18 protein-coding genes are annotated in these 15,582 nt (G+C 72.9%); 11 read left to right on the plus strand and 7 right to left on the minus strand.

The annotated features are described in order from the left end of the window. Positions 1–67 precede the first annotated feature (67 nt). The 7 genes from ITJ60_RS03700 (at position 68) to ITJ60_RS03730 (ending at position 4,167) form a co-directional block, all read left to right on the plus strand. The gene (locus ITJ60_RS03700) at positions 68–241 is read left to right on the plus strand and encodes a CsbD family protein (RefSeq protein WP_123341159.1); all 174 of its coding nucleotides are present in this window, start codon (positions 68–70) and stop codon (positions 239–241) included. Positions 242–317: 76 nt separating this feature from the next. Continuing rightward, positions 318–1,403, plus strand: a complete 1,086-nt coding sequence (locus ITJ60_RS03705) for an Asp23/Gls24 family envelope stress response protein (protein WP_194646956.1) — start codon at positions 318–320, stop codon at positions 1,401–1,403. Continuing rightward, positions 1,400–1,816: an MFS transporter permease gene (locus ITJ60_RS03710; protein ID WP_194646957.1), complete on the plus strand. Its 417-nt coding sequence runs from the start codon at positions 1,400–1,402 to the stop codon at positions 1,814–1,816. The genes ITJ60_RS03705 and ITJ60_RS03710 overlap by 4 nt, the downstream gene beginning before the upstream one ends. Before the next feature lie 38 nt (positions 1,817–1,854). Further along, positions 1,855–2,046: a hypothetical protein gene (locus ITJ60_RS03715; protein WP_194646958.1), complete on the plus strand. Its 192-nt coding sequence runs from the start codon at positions 1,855–1,857 to the stop codon at positions 2,044–2,046. 100 nt (positions 2,047–2,146) lie between these two features. Further along, entirely contained in the window at positions 2,147–2,686 is a 540-nt protein-coding gene (locus tag ITJ60_RS03720) for an RNA polymerase sigma factor (RefSeq protein WP_123341163.1), read from the plus strand. Next, a complete protein-coding gene (locus tag ITJ60_RS03725) occupies positions 2,676–3,509 on the plus strand; it encodes a hypothetical protein (RefSeq protein ID WP_194646959.1) in 834 nt (277 codons plus the stop codon). The genes ITJ60_RS03720 and ITJ60_RS03725 overlap by 11 nt, the downstream gene beginning before the upstream one ends. Before the next feature lie 82 nt (positions 3,510–3,591). Beyond that, on the plus strand, positions 3,592–4,167 hold the full coding sequence (locus tag ITJ60_RS03730) for a gamma-glutamylcyclotransferase family protein (RefSeq protein ID WP_323743123.1): 576 nt from the start codon (positions 3,592–3,594) through the stop codon (positions 4,165–4,167). 82 nt (positions 4,168–4,249) lie between these two features. Here ITJ60_RS03730 and ITJ60_RS03735 read toward each other — a convergent pair whose 3' ends face one another. Genes ITJ60_RS03735 through rimK form a run of 4 tightly spaced genes read right to left on the minus strand, consistent with a single transcriptional unit; the run spans position 4,250 to position 10,351 of the window. Beyond that, a complete protein-coding gene (locus tag ITJ60_RS03735; protein WP_194646960.1) occupies positions 4,250–5,236 on the minus strand; it encodes an NAD-dependent epimerase/dehydratase family protein in 987 nt (328 codons plus the stop codon). Beyond that, positions 5,233–8,004, minus strand: coding sequence for an alpha/beta fold hydrolase (locus ITJ60_RS03740; protein ID WP_228509832.1), 2,772 nt, complete (start codon positions 8,002–8,004; stop codon positions 5,233–5,235). Before ITJ60_RS03740 ends, ITJ60_RS03735 begins: the two co-directional genes overlap by 4 nt. 8 nt (positions 8,005–8,012) lie before the next feature. Further along, positions 8,013–9,119 carry a 3-oxoacyl-ACP synthase III gene (locus ITJ60_RS03745; protein WP_111084764.1) on the minus strand — a complete coding sequence of 369 codons (1,107 nt, stop codon included), beginning with the start codon at positions 9,117–9,119 and terminating at the stop codon, positions 8,013–8,015. 53 nt (positions 9,120–9,172) lie between these two features. After that, a complete protein-coding gene (gene rimK / locus ITJ60_RS03750) occupies positions 9,173–10,351 on the minus strand; it encodes a 30S ribosomal protein S6--L-glutamate ligase (protein ID WP_123291758.1) in 1,179 nt (392 codons plus the stop codon). A 336-nt stretch (positions 10,352–10,687) separates the two neighbouring features. Here rimK and ITJ60_RS03755 point away from each other — a divergent pair, with 336 nt between their 5' ends. Genes ITJ60_RS03755 through ITJ60_RS03765 form a run of 3 tightly spaced genes read left to right on the plus strand, consistent with a single transcriptional unit; the run spans position 10,688 to position 12,309 of the window. Next, complete coding sequence (locus ITJ60_RS03755; RefSeq protein WP_148053910.1) at positions 10,688–11,164, plus strand: hypothetical protein; 477 nt, start codon at positions 10,688–10,690, stop codon at positions 11,162–11,164. Next, positions 11,161–11,793 carry an RES family NAD+ phosphorylase gene (locus ITJ60_RS03760; protein ID WP_194646961.1) on the plus strand — a complete coding sequence of 211 codons (633 nt, stop codon included), beginning with the start codon at positions 11,161–11,163 and terminating at the stop codon, positions 11,791–11,793. The genes ITJ60_RS03755 and ITJ60_RS03760 overlap by 4 nt, the downstream gene beginning before the upstream one ends. A gap of 33 nt (positions 11,794–11,826) precedes the next feature. Beyond that, the gene (locus ITJ60_RS03765; RefSeq protein WP_194646962.1) at positions 11,827–12,309 is read left to right on the plus strand and encodes an ATP-dependent zinc protease; all 483 of its coding nucleotides are present in this window, start codon (positions 11,827–11,829) and stop codon (positions 12,307–12,309) included. A 118-nt stretch (positions 12,310–12,427) separates the two neighbouring features. On the opposite strand, the gene ITJ60_RS03770 is transcribed toward ITJ60_RS03765, so the two are convergent. Both ITJ60_RS03770 and ITJ60_RS03775 read right to left on the minus strand, forming a co-directional pair. After that, positions 12,428–13,321 (minus strand): alpha/beta hydrolase, encoded by an 894-nt coding sequence (locus ITJ60_RS03770; RefSeq protein WP_228509699.1) that lies wholly within the window; start codon positions 13,319–13,321, stop codon positions 12,428–12,430. Between the two features lie 119 nt (positions 13,322–13,440). Next, a complete protein-coding gene (locus tag ITJ60_RS03775) occupies positions 13,441–14,001 on the minus strand; it encodes a TetR/AcrR family transcriptional regulator (protein WP_194646963.1) in 561 nt (186 codons plus the stop codon). 53 nt (positions 14,002–14,054) lie between these two features. On the opposite strand from ITJ60_RS03775, the gene ITJ60_RS03780 reads away from it, so the two are divergent. Beyond that, entirely contained in the window at positions 14,055–15,281 is a 1,227-nt protein-coding gene (locus ITJ60_RS03780; protein ID WP_194646964.1) for an MFS transporter, read from the plus strand. Here ITJ60_RS03780 and ITJ60_RS03785 read toward each other — a convergent pair. After that, on the minus strand, positions 15,187–15,525 hold the full coding sequence (locus tag ITJ60_RS03785; protein WP_194646965.1) for a YciI family protein: 339 nt from the start codon (positions 15,523–15,525) through the stop codon (positions 15,187–15,189). The two genes, ITJ60_RS03780 and ITJ60_RS03785, sit on opposite strands and share 95 nt — an antisense overlap. Positions 15,526–15,582: the final 57 nt, after the last annotated feature.

The raw sequence follows: 15,582 nt of genomic DNA on the forward strand, positions 1-15,582 counted from the left end.
CCGGCCCACCGAAGACCCACGCAACACCCACCACCGGGCGAACGCCCGACCGATGAAAGGACCCGTCATGGGACTCGACGACAAGATCAAGAACGCTGCCCAGGACCTCGCCGGCAAGGCGAAGGAGGCAGTGGGGAACGCCACGAACGACGACTCCAAGGTCGCCGAGGGCCAGAAGGACCAGGCCTCCGCGAGCGTCAAGAAGACCGGCGAGGACGTCAAGGACGTCTTCAAGAACTAGGACGCTCGATGCGTGTCGGGGCACTCGCGACGTCGAGTGCCCCGATGCGTTCCGCGGACCCGAACGAGGAGGAACCATGCAGCACGACCCCCATGCGCACACGCAGGTCACCGAGGTGGCCCTGCCCGCAGAACTGACGGAGCCGCTGCCCGACGACGCGACCCCCGCGATGCTCATCGCGCGAACCGCGGCGGAGACGGCGCTCGGCGTGCCCGGCGTGCACCACCTCGGCGGGACCGTGTCCCGAGCCGCCGACGAACTGCGGAAGCGGCTCGGCCGCTCCGCCGGGACCGCCGGTGTGCAGGTCGACGACGAGGACGGCACCTTCGCGGTGCAGGTCTCCGTGATCGTGACCTACCCGCGGAACGTCCGCGAGGTCGCCGACGAGGTGAAACGACAGGTCGCTGCAGCAGCCGGCCAGGTCGCATCCGTGCCGACGACCGTGGACGTCCGCGTGCTCGACGTGCACGGACCGTTCGACGACGAGCCCTCGCCCGTCGAGCGAGCGGCCACTGCTGTCGGCGATGCCGTGCAGGACGCCGCGACGGCGACGAGCGAGACCACGAAGCGTGTGGCGACGGCGACCGTCGACGCCACGAAGCAGGCGGCCGAGGCGACGGCAGAGGCGACGAAGCGTGCTGCGGACGCCACGGCCGACGTCACGAAGCAGGCCGCCGAGGTCACCGCCGACGCCACCAAGCGTGCGGCCGACGCAACGGTCGACACCGCCAAGCGTGCTGCCTCGGCCACCGCCGAGGCGACCAAGCAGGCTGCCGACGCGACCGCCGACGCCACCAAGCGTGCGGCCGACGTCACTGCGGACGCCGCAGAACAGGCCGTGGACGCGACGACCGCCACCGCCGGCCGTGTGCACGAAGCCGCGTCCGATGCGCTCGACCGTGCGTCCGAGGGCGCACGGGACGCCGCTGACACCGCGCGCGACGCCGCCGGCCGTGCACGTGCGGCCGTCGCAGCTGACGAGGACACTGCGACCCCCGTCGTGGCCTCCGAGACGGCTGCCGACGCCGCCGTGCGTGCCGCCGACTCCGCCGAGGACGCCGCGCAGGACGCCGCCGACGCCGCAGCCGACGCGAGCGAGGCAGCGCGGGCAGCAGCCCGCGACGGCGACCAGCCGGCCGCCCCGACCACGGACCGACCGTGACCACCGCCTGGTCCGGCGGTCGTCGGCCCCGCACCCGACGACCCCGGCCGCGCGGCGTCTGGATCGCCGGAGCGGTCGGTGTGGTCCTGGTCGCCGGGGTCCTGCTCGGGGCGTTCCTGCCCCTGGTCGGGTTCCTCGGCGGCATCACCGCCACGACCGCGGGTCTCGTGCCGTTCCCGTTCGTGCGGGTCACGGTCGTCGCGGTCCTCGGGCTGGTCGTCGTGCTGGCGCTCCTCGCGACGGCGCTCACCCGTCGGCACACCACGACGGCGACGATCTCGGTCGTGCTCGCCGTCCTGGTGAGCATCGCCGTCACGATCGTCCCCGTGGTGCTGGTGGCCGTCGGGTCCGCCGACCGCGCCGGCGACGTGTGGCCCATCATCACCGAGCTCTGGCAACGCTTCACCGGCTGATCCGCCGGCACCCGCACCATCGACCAAGGAGTCCCACCATGCGCAACCGCATCATCGTCATCGGCCTGATCGTCCTCGTCGGGTTCTGGTTCGGCTCCCGCGCCAACCGTCCGGTGATCAAGACGTCCAAGGGCGAGACCGTCCGCAAGGCCTGGAACGACCCGCACGCCCGCAAGGCCCGCAAGAAGCTGGGCAAGAAGATCGCCAAGGCCGCGAAGCGGCACGGCTGACACCTCCCGCATCACCATCGGATCACGACACGGACGAATCGTGTCGTGATCCGTGTCATGTTCGGCCTCTTCACGACATTGTCGTAGTGAAGGGAGCACCGTGGACAACACCGCAGATGACGACGCCGGCCTCGCACGGCGCCTCGCCTCGGGGGACAGAGCAGCACTCGCGACCGCGTTCGACCGGTTCGCGCCCACGCTCACCCGGTACGCGTGGGCGATCGCGGGCAGCAAGCAGGACGTCGAGGAACTGGTCCAGGACACGTTCCTGACGCTCTGGCAACGCGCCGACGGCCTCCAGCTCCCCACCGGCACGCTCCTGCCGTGGCTGTTGGTCGTGTGCCGCAACCACGCGAAGAACCTCGGTCGCCGCAACGCGAAGCACGCCGGCGACGAACTGCCCTTCGACCTCGCCGCCCCCGCCGACACCACCGATGCTTCCGAGCAACTCCGGTGGGTCCGGAGCGAGATCGCCGCGCTGCCGGAGACCGATCGCCGCATCTGCGAGCTGTGCCTGCTGCAGGGGTACTCGTACGCCGAGGCCGCACAGCTGCTCGGACTCAGTGTCGGAGCGGTCACCCAGCGGGTCTCGCGGTCCCGCCGACGACTCAGGAAGGCGGTGACGCACGATGAACACTGAACCTCCCGAGGGAGACGACCTGCAGCGCATGCTCGTCTCGATGAAGCAGAACGTCCTCGAGCGGGCCACCCCTCGCCCGAAGCGCCACGGCCGTCGTGTCGGCATCGCGATCGGCGTCGTCGGGGTGCTCCTGCTCGGAGCCGCCGGCGGTGGGGTCGCACTCGGCCTCATCCCGACGTCCATCACCGCGGAGCCCACTCCGACCGCGTCACCGTCCACGGAACCGACGCCGACCGAGACGCCGTCGGGCGCCCCGGTCGTCGGACAGCCGACGCCGACGACGACACCATCGGCGACGCCCACCTCCACACGGGCGCCGTACTCGCTGTCGGACCCGGACACGTGGACGATCTCCGGCAGCGAGGTGGGGCCGATCGCGCTCGGCGGGGAGTACACCGCCGAGACGGACGACCTGGACGGCGTGTACACGGCGAGCGACGGCTGCCTCAACCCGAACGTCGTGTTCTGGTACGCCGACGACCGCAACAACCCGGCACTGACCGTCGTGAAGGGCGACGACGGCACGATCGCGAGCGTCATGGTCGGGATGAACTCCGACGAGGTGGCGGGACCGACGACGGCTGCGGGACTCGGGACCGGCAGCACCCTCACCGAGTTGCGAGCGGCGTACCCGGACCTGCACTACACGGAGCCGGGCAACGACGCCGCCCAGCCGTCGGACTCGCCCTACGGCGGCTGGACGACCACCGTCAACGGGGTGTTCGTGAGCTTCCGGTTCCCACCCGTGGGCTCGGGCGAGCGGGCGAACTCGGTCTGGGTCAGCACCGTCGACCAGTCGCCACCGACGGAGTTCTGCGGCTGACGCCGCATCCGGACGGGAGGCCCGGATCACCTGCGCCGATCGGCGCACGTGATCCGGGCCTCCCGTCCGCTACCCTCGCGACGTGAAGCGTCTCTCCCCCGGCCAGCGCTGGGTCATCGGTCTCGGCGCGTTCGCGCTCGTCTGTCTCGTCGTCGGCATCATCGCGATCGCCGTCGGCGCCGGTTGGGGGATCCTCCTCGTCGTCGCCGGGCTGCTCCACCTCGGCCTCACCGGAGTCACCGGAGCACTCGTGTGGACGTCGACCCCGACGATCGGTCCGAAGCCGATCCGACGCTCCGCAGCGTGGCCCGGCACCACGCACCGGGTGTTCTCGTACGGCACGCTGCGGCAGCCGCTCGTGCAGGAGTCGCTGTTCGGCGAACACGTCCCCACCACCCCGGACACGCTGCCCGGCTGGCGACTCGACTGGGTGACGATCACCGACCCCGAGGTCATCCGGGCCAGTGGCTCGGACCGCCACCCGATCCTCCGCCGGGGCGCAGCGGGCGACGTCGTCGACGGCGTGGCCCTGACCCTGGGCCACGAGTGGCACCTGCGTGCCGTCGACGCCTACGAGGTGTCGGACTACCAGCGCATCCGGGTCGAGCTCACCTCGGGTCTGTCGGCCTGGGTCTACGTGGCGGCCGACGAGGTCTGAGCCGCTGCCGAGACTCGTTCGCGTGTGCGCGAGACTCGGGCTGAGCGACACTCCTCAGGGCGCAGCGTCCGAGAACTGTCGCTCAGCGCGAGACTCGGGTGCCGTCCGCCGCTGCCAAGCGCGCGAGGCCCTCGTCGATCGACACCGACGGGGCCCACTGCAGGTCGGCACGGGTGCGGCGCTGGTCGAACCAGTGCGCCGTGGAGAGCTGCTCGGCGAGGAACCGCGTCATCGGCGGCTCGTCCTGCCCCGGACGCACCCGCCACACGGCCTCGACCAGCGACCCCGCGGCCCGTGCGACCGCTGCCGGCACGTGCCACCGCGGTGCCGCGACCCCCGAGGCCGCGCAGATCCCGGCGAGCAGGTCCGCGACCGGCCGGGGCTCGCCGTTCGTGACGACGTAGGCGTTGCCGTGCACCCCGTGGTCGGCAGCGTGCTCGAGCGCCGCGACCATGGCCGACGCGGCGTTGTCCACGTACAGGGTGTCGATCAGGGCGGCACCGGAGTCGAGCAACGGCAGTCGCCCGGCCCGTGCCCGCTCGACGATGCGGCCGATCAACTGTGTGTCCCCCGGGCCCCACACCAGGTGCGGCCGGACGGCGACGACGGGGAACCCCGGAGCGTCGGCGTCGAGCGCGAGCAGTTCGGCCGCGGCCTTCGTGCGGGCGTAGTCGCCGCGCGCGTGCTGCGGTTCGGCGACACCCGCTCCGGCCCCGACGAGCGACGACCCGGTGTGCGCGACCGACGGCGACGACACGAACACGAAGCGCCGGGCACCGGCACGACGTGCGGCGTCGACGAGCGTTCGGGTGCCGTCGACGTTCACGCGGACGAAGTCGGCCGGATCACCGGCCAGGGAGACCTTCGCGGCGAGGTGCACGACGGCGTCGACACCGTCGACCGCGCGTGCCACGGCTGCGACGTCGGTCATCGATCCGGCGACGTCCTGCACGCCGGCGACCCCGGACGGCCGTCGCTGGAACGTGCGGACCTCGTGTCCGGCGTCCCGCACGGCTGCGGCCGTCGCCTGTCCGAGGAACCCGCTCGCTCCGGTGACCAGGACCGTCACGGGCGGACCATCCGTCCACCCGACAGCACCACGGTGGCCCAGCGGGACAGCCGGGCGCGGTCGACCTTCGAGTTGTGCCGGATGTCGGTCGGCAGCACGGGCACGGTCAGCACCGCTGCGAGCGGGACCCCGGCCGCGGCCCGGACCGACGCGGCCAACGCCGGCGGAGCCAGGGCGGGCCGTCGGGCACGTCGCCCTCCGGTGGTCTCGACGACGGCCACGACCTGCTGCGTCCCGCGCGGGCCGATCCCCGCGACGCCGGCACGGCCGACCCCGGGAACGCCCTCGATGCGCTGCTCCGGTCCGACCGGGGTGACGACACCGTCGGGGGTGGTGAGCACGTGCTGCATCCGCCCCTCGACCCAGAGGCGCCCGGAGGCATCCAGGTGTCCGACGTCACCGGTGCGGTGTCCGCGCGGGTCCTGGACGCCGAGCCGCGCGACGCGGTTCGTCCGCCAGAGCCGGTCGTAGTGGTCGCGCACGTGCGGTGCCACCACGACGATCTCGCCCGTGACGCCCGCCGCCTCGGTCAGCGCACCGGTCGCAGCACCCGCGGTGTCGAGCGGCGCGATCCGCACCCGCACGTTCGCCGCCGGGAGTCCGACGCAGATGCCCTCGTCGTCCGAGGCCGCTGCCGAACGGACGCCGTCCAGGTCGACGTCGGTCATGAGCAGCCCCTCGGTCATGCCGTAGGGGGTGTGCGCACTCGCGTTCGGCATCAGCTCGGTCGCCGCGGTCAGCAGCGCGGCCGACACCGGGGCGCCCGCCGACAGGAACAACCGGACGCGCGCGAGCGCCGCGCGGTCGGCGTCGGTCAGGACCGATGCCGTCGCCACGACGTTCGCCAACGCCGCCGGCGACAGGAACACCACGGTCGCGTCCGCCGCGGCCACCGAGGCCGCGACGGCGCGCGCCGTCAGGGTCCGGGGCGCGGTGACGTCCATGTCCGGCGCCACCGACCGGGCGCCGAGGGCCGGACCGAGCAGCGCGAAGGGGGCGAAGCCCGCGACGAGGCCGGTGCCGACACCGATGTCGTACTGGGCCGCCAGGACGTCGCGGACGGCACCGAGCTGTCCGTGCGTGTAGACGACGCCCTTCGCCGGTCCGGTCGACCCGGAGGTGAACAGGATCGCGGCCGGAGCGTCGGACGCCGGCAGCGTGGGCAGCCCGGAACCGTTAGCGAGCCGACGGGCACCCCGCCGGGCGACGTCGACGAGCGTGTGCTCGACGCGCAGCGCACGCCGTGCGGGTGCGGGCAGCGGGACGGTCGCGATGCGCCGCCCCGGCCAGCCGAGCGCACGAGCGGCTCCGAGGCCGGGCAGCGCGCCGATGATCCAGTCGGGGCGGGCTCCGCGGACCGCACGGGTCAGGCCGCGCAGACCGAGCCCGGCATCCGCCACCACGACGACCGCGCCGATCCGCACACAGGCGTACAGGACGGCCGTCAGGTCGGCTCCCGGGGTGACGAGCAGCGAGACACGGTCACCGCTCCGGACACCGAGGTCGTCCAGCCCGGCGGCGATCTCGTCCACCCGACGGGCGAGCAGGCGCCACGTGATCGTGCGGGGACCCCCGGCCGCGGCCATCTCGACCAGGGCGGGTTCGTCGCTGTCGCGCAGGTCCTCGAGCGCGGCGCCGAGCGGGCGGCTCACGTCGGTCGACTGGTCGGCGTCGACCGGGAGGCCCTTCTCGGCTGGAGCAGGCACGTGTCCGTCCGGCAGGCGGTCGCCGATCCAGTCGAACACCGCCCCCGCCACGTCGGCGTCGTCGGGCAGCAGGTGGCCGGCACCCTCGAAGCGGTGCACGTCGGCCTGCGGCAGCCGCTCGGACAGGTCGTCGAGGTAGCGCTCCAGGAACACCGGGTCGCGGGGACCCCAGAGCAGCAGCGCCGGGACGTCGAGCGCAGCGACCCCGGCGGCGATCCGGTCGAGCTCGGGCGCGCTCCGGTGCCGGGCGTCGACGGGGATGTCCGCCACGAAGCCGCCGATGCCACCACGACGCGCGGCACCGCGGTAGGGAGCACGGTAGCCGTCGGCCACGGCACGGTCGAGCTTCGGGTGCGCGATGCCGAGCGTCGTCTCGAGGAACGCCGGCGTCACGACGGTCGCACGGCCGAGCAGCCCCGGGCCCAGGGCGAGCCGCAGCGGCGCCGGGATCGGGGCGTCGTCGGGCTGGTGCACGGCGGTGTTGCACGTCACCACGGCAGCCAGGACGTCGGGGTGGTCGACCGCCCAGCCGAGCGACACCACACCGCCCCAGTCGTGGCCGAGGGTGACGACCGGGCCGGTTAGCCCGAGTTCGTCGGTCAGGGCGCCGAGGTCCGCGACGCGCTGCGGCAGCCCCCGTTCCACCCCGGTGCGCTCCGAGAAGCCCATGTCGAGCTGGTCGACGGCGACCACGCGCCAGGCCGGGCCACCGGCCTGCGCGACCTCGAGCGAGGTGCGGAGCACCGACCGCCACAGGTACGACCACGTGGGGTTGCCGTGCACGCACAGGATGGTACCGACCGGTTCCACGCCGAGCGCGGCCAGGGACCCGGCCGTGTCGAGGAGGTGCCAGGTGCGCGCGGCGCGATCCGTCCCCACGGGCTCGGCCGGAACGTCGCTCCGCAAGCTCCGCGACGCCCCGGAACCGGCCCGCGTGGGCCCACCTCCTGACCGGCTCTCGGACCATTCCGGCACCGTGACCAGGCGCGACCAGGCCGGGTCGAGTCCGGGCAGGGAGGGCGGCTGCGTCGCCGGAGCCGTGCTCGCGGCGACGCGGGGCAGCCGGGACCTCACCAGTGGAGTTCCATCATCGCCGTGTTGATGCCGGAACCGACGCCGCCCAGGAACACGCGGTCACCGCGGCGGATGCCGCCGGACTCGACCTCGTCGGCCAGGGTGATCGGGATCGACGCCGGGCCGACGTTGCCGAAGCGCTGGTAGGTGGTGGGGACCTTGTCGCGCGGGATGCCGATGGCCTCGACGAACGCGTTGGTGTGCACGTCGGAGACCTGGTGCAGGACGTAGCGGTCCATGTCGGCCCAGTCGAAGTGGGCGCGGGCCTCGGTCCAGGCCGCGACGACGAGCTCCATGCCGCCCTTGAGCAGCATCTTGGCGTCCGTGAACATGCCGTCCACGCTGCCGACGCACAGGTCGTACCACTGGGTCGCCGCGCGGGTGACGCCGCCGACGATCCGGTGTCCCTCGGGGTGCAGGTCCGCCGGGCCCAGCACGGCGGCCGCGGCACCGGACCCGAGGGTCAGGCTCGCGAACTCGCTCATGAAGTCCTTGCGGTTCCGACCGCCCTGGTTCAGGCGGTCGATGGTGTTGAGCTGCACCTGGTCGGCGTCCTCGCCGTCGACGACGAGCGCGTACTTGATCTGACCGGAGTCGATCATGCCCGCGGCGACGCTCATGGCGTTGACGAACCCCAGACAGGCGTTCGCGATGTCGAAGTTGATCGCGGACGACGGCAGACCGAGCCCGTGGTGCAGGCGCACGGCGACCGACGGCTCGAGGTGCGGACGGGTCACCGAGGTGTTGATCAGCAGGCCGATCTCGTCCGGGCGTACCCCCGCCTCGGCCATGGCACGACGGCCGGCGTCGATGGCGGCGTCCTGGAAGGTCTGGCCCTCGCCCCAGTTGCGGCGCTCGATCACACCGGCGACCCGCTCGAGCAGTCCCATCGGCAGGCGGAGGCGGCGGAGCACGCCGCGCAGCCGCGCTTCGATGTCCGCAGAGGTCGTCACGCGTTCGGCGGTCGTCGTCGCCACGGAGAGCAGCGAGACGTTGTGGTGCTTCGCCGTGGCGTTGCCGGGCTGCTCGGGTTCACTGCTCGGCGCCCGGTCACTGCTCGCTGCCCGGTCGACCGGCCGTTCCGTCATGATCGTCACCGACACATACTTCCTCATTTCACCTGTGTGTGCAGTCCGGCTCGGCTGGACGCGCGGTGTCAGGCGTCCTTCGGGAGCTTCCGGATCTTGCTGCGACGGCGTCGACGGTCCGGCACCATCGAGCGCATCTCCTCGAGCTTGCCGAAGCAGAGCAGCCGGTCACTGGCCTGCAGCTCGACGCCACTGCGAGGGTTCGGGATGACGGTCGCGCCCCGGTGCAGGGTCAGCACGGTGATGTCCCGGTCCCACAGTCCGGACTCCTTGATCGTCTTCCCGACCAGGTCGGCGTTGGTGTGGACGAGCAGCTCGGCGACGCCGTAGCCGGTCGAGACGCTGAGCCGCTGGCGCACGTCGATCTCGGGGAAGGCGACCTGGTTGCCGATGAAGTCGATGATCGCGCCCGCGACGTCGAGGCCCGTCGCGCGCTCGATCCCCTCGAGCCCCGGTGACGAGTTGACCTCCATCACGAGCGGACCGTCGTTGCCCTCGAGCATGTCGACACCGGCGACCTTGAGCCCCATGATCTGCGCCGACCGAACAGCGACCGCCTCGTACTCGGGCGACAGCGTGACCTTCTCGACGGTGCCGCCACGGTGCACGTTGGACCGGAACTCGTCCCCCGACGCCGTCCTGCGCATCGCGGCCACCACCCGGTCGCCGACGACGAGGGCGCGGATGTCACGGCCACGGCTCTCCGAGATGAACGACTGGATCAGGACGTTCTGCTTCGTCGAGTGCAGGGTCTCGACGATCGACTCGGCGACCTTCTCCTCCGGTGCCAGGATCACGCCGATCCCCTGCGTGCCCTCGAGCAGCTTGATCACGACCGGGGCCCCGCCGACCCGTTCGATCGCGCCGCGGACGTCGGCCCGGCTGTTCACGAACGTCGTCGCGGGCATGCCGATGTGGTGGCGGGACAGGATCTGGTTCGCCCGGAGCTTGTCGCGGGAGTTCGTGATGCCGGTCGCGGTGTTCGGCGTGTACACGTCCATCTGCTCGAACTGCCGCACCACCGCGGTGCCGTAGTAGGTGATCGAGTTGCCGATCCGGGGCAGCACCGCGTCGTAGTCGGACAGGAGCTTGCCGCGGTACAGCAGGTCCGGGTCCTCGCCGGACAGGTCGATCGCGAAGCGCAGCGTGTTCAGCACCTTGACGTCGTGGCCGCGGTCGAGCGCCGCAGCACGGAGGCGCTGGGTCGAGTACGCCTGCGGGGCGCGGGACAGGATGGCGAGTTTCATCGAGGGGTTCTCCGCGGGGTGGGATCGACGGCGACGGTCCATCCAAGCACGCCCGGGCCGCGGCACCGCCGACCACCGCGTGTTGTACGTTTTTGACGCGTGTGCGCTATCGTGGATTGACTGATCGGACGGGGTGCAATGACGAAGAACCAGCACGGTCTCCGGGCGACCCGGAGCAACCGGACCCCTCGGCTCGCAGGGTCCGGACGGTCGGCGTCGCGGCAAGCCGCGTCGTCAGAGTGGCGTGTCCGATCGCGGAGACCGTCCTCGACCGAGGCGGTCACGGCGCCGACCGCCACCTCCACCGGTCCGGCCGACGACCTCCGGGATCGCCTCGTGGCCGCACTCCTGCGGCACGTCGACCTGATCGACCTCGCCGAGGTCGAGCGCGTGAACGGATCGATGGACGCCGTCGCGGAGCGGATGCTCGCCAGCATCCCCGGCGCCGATGTGCTCGACGACCGCGTCGGACCGTTCTACGACACCGCCGGCCTGCGGAACTGGTTCCGGATGAGCCGCCAGACCCTCGACGCGCAAGCCAAGGTCGGCGACGTGCTCTGCGTGATGTCAGCCGATGGCTTCCGGCTCTACCCGTCGTTCCAGTTCGATGCACGGGGCATCCTGCTGCCACGGTTGCGTGACGTCCTGGCTGGCCTGGACCCCGAGCGGGTCGACCCCTGGGGCGATGCCGTGTGGTTGAACGCGCCGGCGGACGAACTCGACGGACTCACGCCAGCCCAGGCGCTCCGCACGGACCGCGCGGACGAAGCGGTCCGTCTCGCCGCCCTCGCCGGGGCGTTCCGACTCGGATGAGCACCGCCGCACGCACCGACGTCGTCCAGACCGCACCACCGGCCGGTCTCGACCTGACCGGCTTCCCCGACGGGGGCAGACTCCCCGCCGAGGCGTTCCGCGCGCACCTCGCCGAGTTCGCGCCCTGGTACTTCGCCAGCCACCCCCACGGTCGCTTCAACCTCCGGGACCCGAACGGCACGTGCTGCTTCGCAGCCGCGGCCTCGACCGCTGTCCGAGAGTTCTTCGGCCCGAAGGTCCGCCGCAACGAAGTGAGCGCTGCCGACGCTGCCGTCCTCCGCGTCTCGACGATCACGCCGCCGTCCGATGCGAGCTCTGCCCACGTCAGTGGCGCCGGCGCCGCACGCTTCGGGGTCACGAGCGAACTCACGACCATGGGCGACTACGCCGTCACGCAGGCATGGGCCGAGCTGTTCAAGGACCAGGTCGATGCGCTCCGCTACGACTCGCGGTTCGACCCGGGGGGCGAGGCGTGGGCACTGTTCGGAACCGCCGGCCCGGCGCCGTCGCTCGGCGGCGCGGCCGCAGTCATCGACGGAGCACGTGCGGTCGAGGCAGCCGGCGTCTCGGTGCTGCCCGGACCGCCGCGGAAGAGCGCCGTGCGGATGGTGCCGGACCCGCCCGCCTGACCGGCCGGGTCGTGCATGGGACAGGATGGGCACATGGCCCGTGCTCCGAAGTCCCCCGACGGCGGACTCGTCGTCGCCGGCTGGCGCGAGTGGGCCGGCCTGCCGGACCTCGGGCTGCCGTGGATCAAGGTCAAGCTCGACACCGGTGCGCGCAGCTCGGCACTGCACGCGTTCGACCTCGAAGAACTCCCCGACAACCGGGTCCGGTTCTCGGTGCACCCGTGGCAGGACACCGATGCCGACGCCGTCACGATCGCGTGCGACGTGCACGACCGGCGCATCATCCGCAGCTCGACCGGGCACACCCAGGAGCGCATCGTCGTGCTCACCACGATCACCCTGGCCGGGCGCGCCGTCGTGTCCGAGGTCACCCTGAGCAACCGCGACCAGATGGGGTTCCGGATGCTCGTCGGGCGCGAGGCCCTGCGGCAGGGCTTCCTCGTCGACCCTGCGAGGTCCTTCATGGCCGGACGGGCTCCGAAGGAGATCCGGCGCCGCAACCGCGGGCGCGGCTGAGCGCTCCCCCTCACGCGTCGCGTGCCGTGGGCGCGACCGGTCGGCGGCCTGGAGGCGCGGTGCGGGGCCGCCACGGGCCTCCCGTCCGCCTCGGCGACCGCCCAGGGCGCGGGCTGGGTCAGCGACCCAGGTGACGGCCGAGGAAGGCGAGCTGCTGCGGTGCCAGGCGGCGCCAGTAGCCGTGCGTGTGCGCGCCGGGCTCGAAGCCCCCGGCGGGCGGCGTCGCGAATCCGTCGACGTAGGCGTGCGCCGCCGGAGCGAACCCGTCACCGTTGCCGCAGTCGACACGGACGGCGACCCCGTCGAGCGCGCGCTGCCGACCGAGGACCGTGTTCGCACGGAAGTCGGCCGCGTCGTCGAAGGCTCCGCGGGCGGTGTCCGCTGCTGCCGTCCAGAGCGCCGGACTGATCGCCGACACTGCGCGGACGCGAGACGCACCGAGCACCCCGCCGAGCCGGAGGGCGCCGAACCCGCCCATCGAGTACCCGGTCAGCGCGAGCCGGTCGGTGTCGAACCCGCGCCGAGCGATCCGGGGCAGGAACTCGTCGACGACCATCGCCGCGGGGTCGTCCCCGTCGGAACGGTGGTGCCAGTAGCGGTTGCCGCCGTCGATCGAGGCGATCGCGAACGGAGCGCCGCCACCCGTGATGTGCGCCGCGAGGAACCGGTCCCAGCCGAGTTCCCGCCCGAAGAACGCCGAGTGGTCGTCGCCGTAGCCGTGCAACGCGACGGCCACCGGCAGCGGGGTGTCCGACTCCGGAGCGGCGATGGTCCAGCCGACCGTGCGCCCCGCCCGGGCCGCCGACACGAAGGTGCCGGAGACCGAGGGGACCGGGTCGACGTCGGGGATCGTGCCGTCAGTGCCGTTCAGCCCGAGCACGCGGTACATCGTCGACCGGCCGGGCAGCAGGTCGAGGTTCACCGCCTCGGCGGCTGCACCCGCGGCGACGATGCCGACTCCCCCGATCAGCAGCGACCGACGGGTGATCGTCGACGCACGCGGACGGGTCATCCGAGGGACACCGTTCCGTCAGAGGTCACGCGCTGCATGACGAGGGTCGAGGAGAGTCGCTGCACACCGGGCAAGATACCCAGCGCAGCGTCGGAGAACCCCGGGGCGCTGACGAGCGGTCAGGCTGCCGCGACGAGCGCCACGGCGACCGCGCGCGCCGTCGCCGTGCCGACCGACGGATCGCGCAGGCGCATCGCCAGGTACCCGGACACGACGAGCAGCAGCTGGTCGGCCAGGGTGTCGGCGCGCTCGCCGACGACGGGCGCGGCACGTTCGGTCAGCCGGGTCCGGAGCGCACCGGTCTCGCGGTCGAGCACCTCGTGCACCTCGGCGGGGGCGTCCGCGTACTCAGCAGCGGTCCCGAGGAACGCGCACCAGCGCGAGCCGGCGGCGGTCGACCGGTAGTCGTCGAGCGCGTCGAACACCGCGAGCAGACGGCCACGGTCGTCCGGAGCGGCGTCGACAGCGCGGTCCCACGTGGCGAGCCAGTCATCGTGCCGCCGATCGAGGGCCGCGGCGACCAGGGCTTCCTTGCTCGCGTACCCGCGGTAGAGCGTGGCGCTCGAGATCCCGGCGCGGTCGAGCACGGCGTCGATCGGGGTGGCGGCGATGCCCCGCGTGAAGAAGAGCTCCTCGGCCGCGTCGAGCAGCCGCTGCTCGGTTCCTGGACGCATCGCCATGCAAGCACCCTAGGCTCTCAAAAGTGAAACGATCGTTTTCGTTACGACAGTGGGTGTTCCTCGGCAGCGGGCTGGCGCTCATCGCCGCGACGTACGGGCTGGTGCGCCTGGCGTTCGGCCTCTTCCTGCCCGACGTCCAACGCGACCTCGGCCTGCGCCAGGACGCCGCCGGGTGGGTCTCCTCGGGGGCCTCGGCGATGTACTGCGTCGGCGCGGTGGTCGGGTTCCTGGTCGCCGCACGCGTCCCCCGGGTGCTCCTCGCCGCAGCCGCCGTGGTCGCCGGGGGCGGTGCGCTCGCGATGGCAGCGGCGCCGGGGCCGTGGTCCTTCGGGACCGCCGCGGTGGTCGCCTCGGCCGGGGCCGGGCTCGCCTCCCCGGCCCTCGTGCAGCTCGTGTCGCGCGCGGTGCCGGGGTCCGCGCAGGGGACGGCGCAGGCGGTCGTCAACTCGGGGACAGGTCCGGGGCTGGTCGCCGCCGGGGCGCTCGCACTCGTGCTCCTGCCGGACTGGCGGACGGCCTGGGCGTGGTCCGGGGTCTTCGCACTCGTCGTCGGCGTCGTGCTGCTGGTGGTGTCCCGCGGGAGCGGGTCCGGCGGCGACCGGCCAGCCACACCGGGGACGGCGTGGTTCGCGGCGCACCGACGGGTCATCGCGCTCGCACTGCTCTTCGGTGCCGGATCGGCGGTCGTGTGGACCTACGGCCGCGCCGCGCTGGTCGACGCTGGCGCGCCCGTCGTGGTGTCGGTGTCGGCGTGGATCGCGCTCGGGGTCGGCGGTGCTGCGGTCGCCGTGACGGCTCGGTGGACGAGTGGACTCCGCGCACGGACGCTCTGGGCGGTGACCGCGGGCGCCGTGGCGGTCGCCGTCGTCGCACTCGGTGCCGCGACGGAGTCCACGGCGGTGGCGATGCTGGCGTGTGCGGTGTTCGGCTGGGGCTACACGGCGGCGACCGGCGCACTGATCGCCTGGACGACCGAACTCGACGCTGCGCGGTCGTCGGCCGGGACGTCGGTGCTCTTCGTCGCGCTCGTGCTCGGCCAGGCGGTGGGAGCGGCGGCGTCGGGCGCACTCGTCGGCACGGCGGGCTACGCGGTGACGTTCGTGGTCGGGGCGCTCGTCACGGCGGCGAGCGCCGTGCCCGCCGTGGTCGGCAGGCGCGGACGCCCTCCGCGCGGTGACGCCGCCGTCACAGGAGCGGACGCAGCTCGATCTTCCGGTTGCACGCCTGCGACGCCTCGTGCGCCACACGGAGCGCCGTCTCGGCATCGGGCAGCTCCATGACCCAGAACCCCGCGACGAACTCGGAGCTGTCGGCCACCAGTCCGGGCGTGGTGTCCGAACCGCCGCCACGGGCGTCGACGACGGTGCCGTCGGCGGGGGCGGACACCCCGGCCGCGAAGACGACCGCGTCACCCAGGCGTTCGTTGAGGGCGTCGACCGCGGTGGCCTCGGCCCGGGTGGCGGACTCCGTCCGACCGGCAGCGTCGGCCTGCCCGTCGTCGATGACGTTGACGAGGAACTGCATGGTGACTCCCCTGCTCGATGGCGGGAGGCTACTCCGGCCGCGCACCGACCGCCCAAC

This window comes from Curtobacterium sp. VKM Ac-2884, assembly GCF_015350945.1.
GTDB lineage: Bacteria > Actinomycetota > Actinomycetes > Actinomycetales > Microbacteriaceae > Curtobacterium.

Coding starts and splice junctions, on each gene's coding strand:
- ITJ60_RS03700 (WP_123341159.1), top strand. CDS start 68: ATGGGACTCGACGACAAGATCAAGAACGCTGCCCAGGACCTCGCCGGC.
- ITJ60_RS03705 (WP_194646956.1), top strand. CDS start 318: ATGCAGCACGACCCCCATGCGCACACGCAGGTCACCGAGGTGGCCCTG.
- ITJ60_RS03715 (WP_194646958.1), top strand. CDS start 1,855: ATGCGCAACCGCATCATCGTCATCGGCCTGATCGTCCTCGTCGGGTTC.
- ITJ60_RS03725 (WP_194646959.1), top strand. CDS start 2,676: ATGAACACTGAACCTCCCGAGGGAGACGACCTGCAGCGCATGCTCGTC.
- rimK (WP_123291758.1), bottom strand. CDS start 10,351: ATGAAACTCGCCATCCTGTCCCGCGCCCCGCAGGCGTACTCGACCCAG.
- ITJ60_RS03760 (WP_194646961.1), top strand. CDS start 11,161: ATGAGCACCGCCGCACGCACCGACGTCGTCCAGACCGCACCACCGGCC.
- ITJ60_RS03765 (WP_194646962.1), top strand. CDS start 11,827: ATGGCCCGTGCTCCGAAGTCCCCCGACGGCGGACTCGTCGTCGCCGGC.
- ITJ60_RS03770 (WP_228509699.1), bottom strand. CDS start 13,321: ATGACCCGTCCGCGTGCGTCGACGATCACCCGTCGGTCGCTGCTGATC.
- ITJ60_RS03775 (WP_194646963.1), bottom strand. CDS start 14,001: ATGGCGATGCGTCCAGGAACCGAGCAGCGGCTGCTCGACGCGGCCGAG.
- ITJ60_RS03785 (WP_194646965.1), bottom strand. CDS start 15,525: ATGCAGTTCCTCGTCAACGTCATCGACGACGGGCAGGCCGACGCTGCC.